Origin of the sequence: Shewanella gelidii, from assembly GCF_014647855.1 — a bacterium.
GTDB classification, from domain to species: Bacteria; Pseudomonadota; Gammaproteobacteria; order Enterobacterales; family Shewanellaceae; genus Shewanella; species Shewanella gelidii.
In genome coordinates, this window is record NZ_BMPZ01000002.1 from 701298 (window position 1) to 707297 (window position 6000).

The following is a 6000-nucleotide window of genomic DNA, read 5'->3' on the forward strand; positions in this document are numbered from 1 at the left end:
TTTGTCTATGTTTCGTTGGCCTATTTCTGTTTATTATGAAGACACCGACGCGGGTGGCGTTGTATATCATTCCAATTATTTGAACTTTTTTGAGCGAGCAAGATCTGAATGGTTAAAAGCCATACATGTCAAGCAAACTGAGCTCTTGCAGCAAGATACAGCCTTTGTTGTAAAGCATGCGACTTTAGATTTTAAGCGTCCTGCAAAATTTGAGCAGAACCTTATCGTAGAATCGAGTGTCATAGACATGAGAAAAACGTCTTTGACGTTTGAGCAGCAACTTTTGGATGAAGAAGGTAATTGTTACTGTTCAGGTGAAATAATTGTTGTTTGTGTCGCACTTTCTCGGATGCGGCCTAAAGCTATACCGATGCATATTGCCAAGGAGTTAAAAGGTGGAAGCTGATATTTCGTTTATTGGGCTATTTTTACAAGCGAGTTTGCTCGTTAAGTTTGTCATGCTTACGTTGCTGGGCTTATCCATTGCATCTTGGGCCGTTATTATTCAGCGTAGAAATCTTCTGATTTCCGCTAAGTCGAAATCAATTGCATTTGAAGATAAATTTTGGTCTGGCGTTGATTTGAATCGTTTGTATCAAGAACTTAATGCGAGAGGGGAGTCCAATTCGGGTTTAGAGTCACTTTTTGTCACTGGTTTTAAAGAATACTCTCGGCTGACCAAAATTAGTGGTCGTGATCCCAGTTCTGTGATGGACGGTACATATCGAGCCATGCGAGTGACCTTGTCTCGCGAGCTTGAAGCGCTAGAAAATCATCTGCCTTTACTTGCAACAATTGGTTCAACGAGTCCCTATATCGGCTTATTTGGAACCGTATGGGGAATTATGAATTCGTTTATTGCATTGGGCGCTGTAGAAAATGCCACTCTGGCGATGGTTGCGCCAGGTATTGCTGAAGCGTTAATTGCAACTGCAATGGGTCTATTTGCCGCCATTCCTGCGGTGATTGCATACAATAGATTCTCAACACAGGTTGAGAAATTGGAAATGTCCTATGCCAACTTTATGGAAGAGTTCTCGAGTATCTTACATCGCCAAGCCTATAGCGATAAGGACCGAGGCTAATGCATCAGGGTTATCAACGTAAACGTCGGCGACCAGTCGCCGAGATTAACGTGGTTCCGTATATCGACGTGATGTTAGTGTTGCTGATTATCTTTATGGTGACTGCGCCAATTGTGACCCAAGGGGTGAAGGTTGATTTACCGGAAGCATCCGCAGAGTCTTTGCCTGCTGATGGGAAGCCGCCGGTTGTTGCATCAATTGATGCGACAGGGGATTACTTTTTAAATGTGGGAGAAGGGGCAAACAATGAAGCGCTCGATCTCGAAGCCATTAGTGTTCGCGTCGGAGCCATTATCGAGCTTGAGCCTGAACGACCTGTCGTTGTAAAAGCAGACCGAGCAATTCCCTATGAACGTGTGATCCAATTGATGGTCAGTCTACAAGCTGCTGGCGTTCCGTCAGTTGGTTTGATGACGGATTCTCCGGAGGAGTAATCGGTGAGTGTAAAGTCTCAATTCACAATGCCGTTGATTGTATCAGCAGTCATCCATATAGGCGTTATTGTTGTGCTTGCCGTTGGCGTAGACTTTTCGGAGCAGCCATTGCCCACGCCGAAGGCGAGCGCACCTGCGCTGAAAGCTGTAGTCATTGACCAAGCAAAAGTCGCCAAGCGGGTGGAAGAATTAAAGCAGCAAAAACGCAACAAAGAGCAAAAAGAGAAAGATCGTCAAGCGGAATTAGAGCGAAAAGCAAGAGAGGCCAAAAAAGCCCGTGAACGCGAGCAAGCTCAAATTAAAAAGCTTGAGCAGGAACGCAAGCGCAAAGAGCAGGAAACAAAAAAAGCGGCTGACGCAGCTAAAGCTGCTCAACTGAAACAAAAGAAAGAAAAAGAAAAAGCGGCAAAGGCTGAAGCGGCGCGTAAAAAGAAAGAACAAGAGAGAGCAGCAGCTGAGCGAGCGGCTCAGAAAGCGGCTGATAAACGAAAGGCAGAAGAAGCTGCAGCCCAAAAGGCGGCTGAAGAACGTAAACGAAAAGAAGACGAGCGCAAGCGGAAAGAAGCTGCTGAAGCCAAACGCAAAGCTGAGCAGCGTGCCCGTGAGGAGCAAGAAAGGCAGATGCAAGAAGCCTTGGCTGCAGAGCAGGTTGCTTTATCAGCGACACGTAATAAGCAAGTGATCTCTGAGGTGCAACGGTACACTGCGATGATCTCAGCGACTATTTCCCGAAATGTGTTGAAAGCGGAGTCGATGCGTGGCAAAAGCTGCCAAGTCTTGATTCGCCTTGCTCCCGATGGCTTTGTGGTCAGCAGTCGAGTGCAATCCGGTGATCAAGCAGTATGCCGTGCAACATTAGCCGCGATTCAGAAAGTACAACGTCTTCCTGTCTCAAAAGAGCCTGACGTTTACGCGAAAATGAAAGAAATTAATTTAACCTACAGACCTGAAATTGACTAAAGGGGTGTTATGAAAATCTTAGGGAAATGGTTGACGCTTATAGGAATGTTTTGCGCTTTACCTGCTTTTGCTGCGTTAGATATTGTGATTACCGATGGCGTGGATGAGTCTCGCCCTATAGCGGTTGTTCCATTTGTTTGGAAAGGCGCTGGACCTGCAAATAAGCAAATATCTGACATCGTAACTTCGGATTTAACGCGTAGTGGTACGTTTAAAGTGTTGGATGATTTAAGTCTGCCCCAAAGACAGATTAGCCGCCTTGAAGATTTTGATCCCAAACTTTGGCAGAACGTAGCTGCTGAAGCTGTCGTGGTCGGCTCTATCGAGCCGGTGGGAAATAACCAGTTTAAAGTCAGGTTTGACCTTATTGATCTGGTGAAGGCACAGCTGCAGGATGAATCAAAACCGATAAGTAAGGGCGACTTGTTGCTTGATGGACGTGGTGAGACGATTGTTCCTGAGGTTGCATTTCGACGTTATGGCCACCGTATTAGCGATATTGTCTACGAAAAACTGACCGGTATACGTGGTGCCTTTCTCACGCAAATTGCTTATGTCGTCGTAAATCATGGTCAAAACAAACCGTATAAATTGATGGTCGCGGATTATGACGGTTTTAACGAAAATATGTTGCTTAGCTCCAGTGAACCTTTGATGTCTCCTGCTTGGTCACCAGATGGTAAAAAGCTTGCTTATGTGAGTTTTGAAAATCGTAAAGCGGAGATATTTGTTCAGGATCTTCAAGCGAGAAGCCGAGTTAAAGTGAGTAGCTTTTCAGGGATAAATGGCTCTCCCGTATTTTCCCCCGACGGTAAAAAACTTGCGGTAACACTATCGAAAGATGGTCAACCTGAAGTTTATGTCATCGATATCGCAACGAAAGCGATTAAACGAGTGACCAATCATTACGCAATCGACACTGAAGCGAAGTGGTTCCCTGATGGTAAGTCACTGTTGCTGACTTCAGAGCGAGGTGGTAAACCCCAACTTTATCGCGTACATTTGGACACCGGACGAATTAGACGCTTAACCTATGAAGGTGAGTGGAATCTTGGCGGAGCAATTACGCCAGATGGTCGCAGCATTGTTTTTGTAAATCGAACCCAAGGCAAATTTAATATTGCCAAAATGGACCTAGAAACGCGCTTTATGCAAGTACTAACATCAACGCGTTTAGATGAGTCACCAAGTGTCGCACCAAATGGCACCATGGTAATTTACGGGACGACACATAATGGCCGACAGGTATTGGCTGCCGTTTCAGTTGACGGGCGTTTTAAAGCAAGACTACCTGTAGGGAAAGGCGAAGTTAAATCGCCAACCTGGTCACCATTTCTTTAATTTAAATTAAATGAGTAAATAAGGATTACACAATGGATCTGAATAAGTTGTTAAAAGCTATGTTGGTCGCGCTTCCAATTATGGCATTAAGTGCATGTAGCTCTACTTCTGAATCAGAAACTGATGCTACAAGTGCTGGCGGTGCAGATGGGTCTGCAACTTCGGGTGAAGTACGTGAAGGTCAAGGTGGTGTTGAAATTGGTGGCGTCAATCAAGTGTTAACACCACAAGAGCAGCAACGTCTTAAATTCCAAGAGCTGCGTAAAGAGCACATTATTTATTTTGATTTTGACCGTAGCGAAATTCAGCCGCAATTTGCAGAGATCTTGCAGGCACATGGTGAGTATTTAGTTGAGCATGAAAATGTTCGCGTTATGATCGAAGGCCATGCTGATGAGCGTGGAACGCCTGAGTATAATATTGCTTTGGGTGAGCGTCGTGCAAAAGCCGTTGCTAAGTATCTACAAAGTATGGGTATTTCACCGAGCCAGATGACAATGGTTAGCTATGGCGAAGAGAAGCCTCTTGATGTTTCTCGTACTGATGATGGTTTTGCTAAGAATCGTCGTGCTGTATTGGTTTATTAATCTACGCTGTCATCGTGTTCGATGTTTAGGAGTTTTGATATGAGAAGAGCCGTATTCACTGCGGCGGTCTTCTTCTGGGCAGGCGCTGCAGTTGCAGCGCCTGCGCCTGTTGAGGATCTTGCTGGTGGTAGTGATAAAGTTGCCCGCTTAGAAAGAATGGTTAAGGCCAAGCAGCAATCAGATTTTGAAATGATGCAGCGACTAGATAGTTTGCAACGTGAAGTTCAAGATTTGCGCGGTTTAGCAGAGCAGCAGTCGTATCAAATTAATCAAATGCTGCAGCGCCAACGTCAGCTTTATGATGAAATTGCCAATTTACAAGCGCAACCAGCACCGACCGCTGTGACCGTTGAGACGAATACTGAAACTGCAGCAGCGTCGTTGAGTGAGACAGCTAGCTATGAGCAAGCGGTTAACTTGGTGCTAAAAGAGCGAAAGTATGATGCAGCAATCCCTGCATTTAAAGATTTTATCCAAAAATTCCCTGAGTCAAGCTACGCAGCGAATGCGCATTACTGGTTAGGGCAGCTGCTTTATACTAAAGGTGAGTTTGAAGAAGCGTCTGTGGCATTTAATACGGTCATCGCTAAATTTAAAACTTCGAGTAAGTTTGGCGACAGCCTCGTTAAGTTAGGTATGATCGCGGAAAAATCTAGCGATATTACTGCGGCAAAACGCTACTATAATCAAGTCTTAAAAGACCATGCAGATAGCGCTGCAGCAAGGATCGCTAAACAACAGCTAACAGCATTGAAATAAAAAACAAACTCTTCGTTTGTTTTTCATGCAAACGGCAAAAAATCATAAAATTGCACTTGCATGACAAAATGAAAAAGGTATTATAGGCGCCCTCAGAGCGAGGCAGCTCGCTTGGGGACGCGAAACAGGAAGAGTTTTTCAATGTGAATAAAGAGTTTGGTTCACAATTTACTGGCGATGCTAGATTGGAAAACATACTGGTTAGCACAAGGTGATTACGCAAACGTTTGTGAATACAAGCGCTTAAATTATCATCTTGATCAATTTTAGATTGATAAAGATGGGTCGTTAGCTCAGTTGGTAGAGCAGTTGGCTTTTAACCAATTGGTCGAAGGTTCGAATCCTTCACGACCCACCACTTTTCTGAGAGTGAGATTGCCGGTTTGGCTTTAATTCAGAGGTGCTTATCAGCACGAAAAACCAGATGGGTCGTTAGCTCAGTTGGTAGAGCAGTTGGCTTTTAACCAATTGGTCGAAGGTTCGAATCCTTCACGACCCACCACTTTTCTGAAAGTGAGATTGCCAGTTTGGCTTTAATTCAGAGGTGCTTATCAGCACGAAAAACCAGATGGGTCGTTAGCTCAGTTGGTAGAGCAGTTGGCTTTTAACCAATTGGTCGAAGGTTCGAATCCTTCACGACCCACCACTTTTCTGAAAGTGAGATTGCCAGTTTGGCTTTAATTCAGAGGTGCTTATCAGCACGGAAATCCAGATGGGTCGTTAGCTCAGTTGGTAGAGCAGTTGGCTTTTAACCAATTGGTCGAAGGTTCGAATCCTTCACGACCCACCACTTTTCTGAAAGTGAGATTGCCAGTTTGGCTTTAATTCAGAGGT

The 6000-nt window shown here is 44.7% G+C and carries 7 protein-coding genes and 4 tRNA genes; all 11 read left to right on the forward strand.

Going from position 1 to position 6000, the window contains the following annotated elements; all coding sequences use genetic code 11:
• The first annotated feature begins 7 nt into the window (after positions 1-7).
• The 11 genes from ybgC to IEY18_RS06645 all read left to right on the forward strand — a co-directional run bounded on the left by ybgC (position 8) and on the right by IEY18_RS06645 (position 5956).
• Positions 8-406, forward strand: a complete 399-nt coding sequence (gene ybgC, locus IEY18_RS06595; protein WP_188919011.1) for a tol-pal system-associated acyl-CoA thioesterase — start codon at positions 8-10, stop codon at positions 404-406.
• Positions 396-1085 (forward strand): protein TolQ, encoded by a 690-nt coding sequence (tolQ, locus tag IEY18_RS06600; RefSeq protein ID WP_188919012.1) that lies wholly within the window; start codon positions 396-398, stop codon positions 1083-1085. Before ybgC ends, tolQ begins: the two co-directional genes overlap by 11 nt.
• The gene (gene tolR, locus IEY18_RS06605; RefSeq protein ID WP_188919013.1) at positions 1085-1519 is read left to right on the forward strand and encodes a protein TolR; all 435 of its coding nucleotides are present in this window, start codon (positions 1085-1087) and stop codon (positions 1517-1519) included. Before tolQ ends, tolR begins: the two co-directional genes overlap by 1 nt.
• 3 nt (positions 1520-1522) lie before the next feature.
• Positions 1523-2479 (forward strand): cell envelope integrity protein TolA, encoded by a 957-nt coding sequence (tolA, locus tag IEY18_RS06610; RefSeq protein WP_373290718.1) that lies wholly within the window; start codon positions 1523-1525, stop codon positions 2477-2479.
• A 9-nt stretch (positions 2480-2488) separates the two neighbouring features.
• Entirely contained in the window at positions 2489-3820 is a 1332-nt protein-coding gene (tolB, locus tag IEY18_RS06615) for a Tol-Pal system beta propeller repeat protein TolB (protein ID WP_188919014.1), read from the forward strand.
• A 32-nt stretch (positions 3821-3852) separates the two neighbouring features.
• Positions 3853-4407, forward strand: a complete 555-nt coding sequence (gene pal / locus IEY18_RS06620; protein WP_188919015.1) for a peptidoglycan-associated lipoprotein Pal — start codon at positions 3853-3855, stop codon at positions 4405-4407.
• A gap of 39 nt (positions 4408-4446) precedes the next feature.
• Positions 4447-5166 (forward strand): tol-pal system protein YbgF, encoded by a 720-nt coding sequence (gene ybgF, locus IEY18_RS06625; protein WP_188919016.1) that lies wholly within the window; start codon positions 4447-4449, stop codon positions 5164-5166.
• Positions 5167-5448: 282 nt separating this feature from the next.
• A tRNA-Lys gene (locus IEY18_RS06630) sits at positions 5449-5524 on the forward strand.
• A gap of 68 nt (positions 5525-5592) precedes the next feature.
• Positions 5593-5668: transfer RNA gene (locus tag IEY18_RS06635), tRNA-Lys, on the forward strand.
• A 68-nt stretch (positions 5669-5736) separates the two neighbouring features.
• Positions 5737-5812, forward strand: a tRNA-Lys gene (locus tag IEY18_RS06640).
• 68 nt (positions 5813-5880) lie between these two features.
• Positions 5881-5956: transfer RNA gene (locus tag IEY18_RS06645), tRNA-Lys, on the forward strand.
• Positions 5957-6000: the final 44 nt, after the last annotated feature.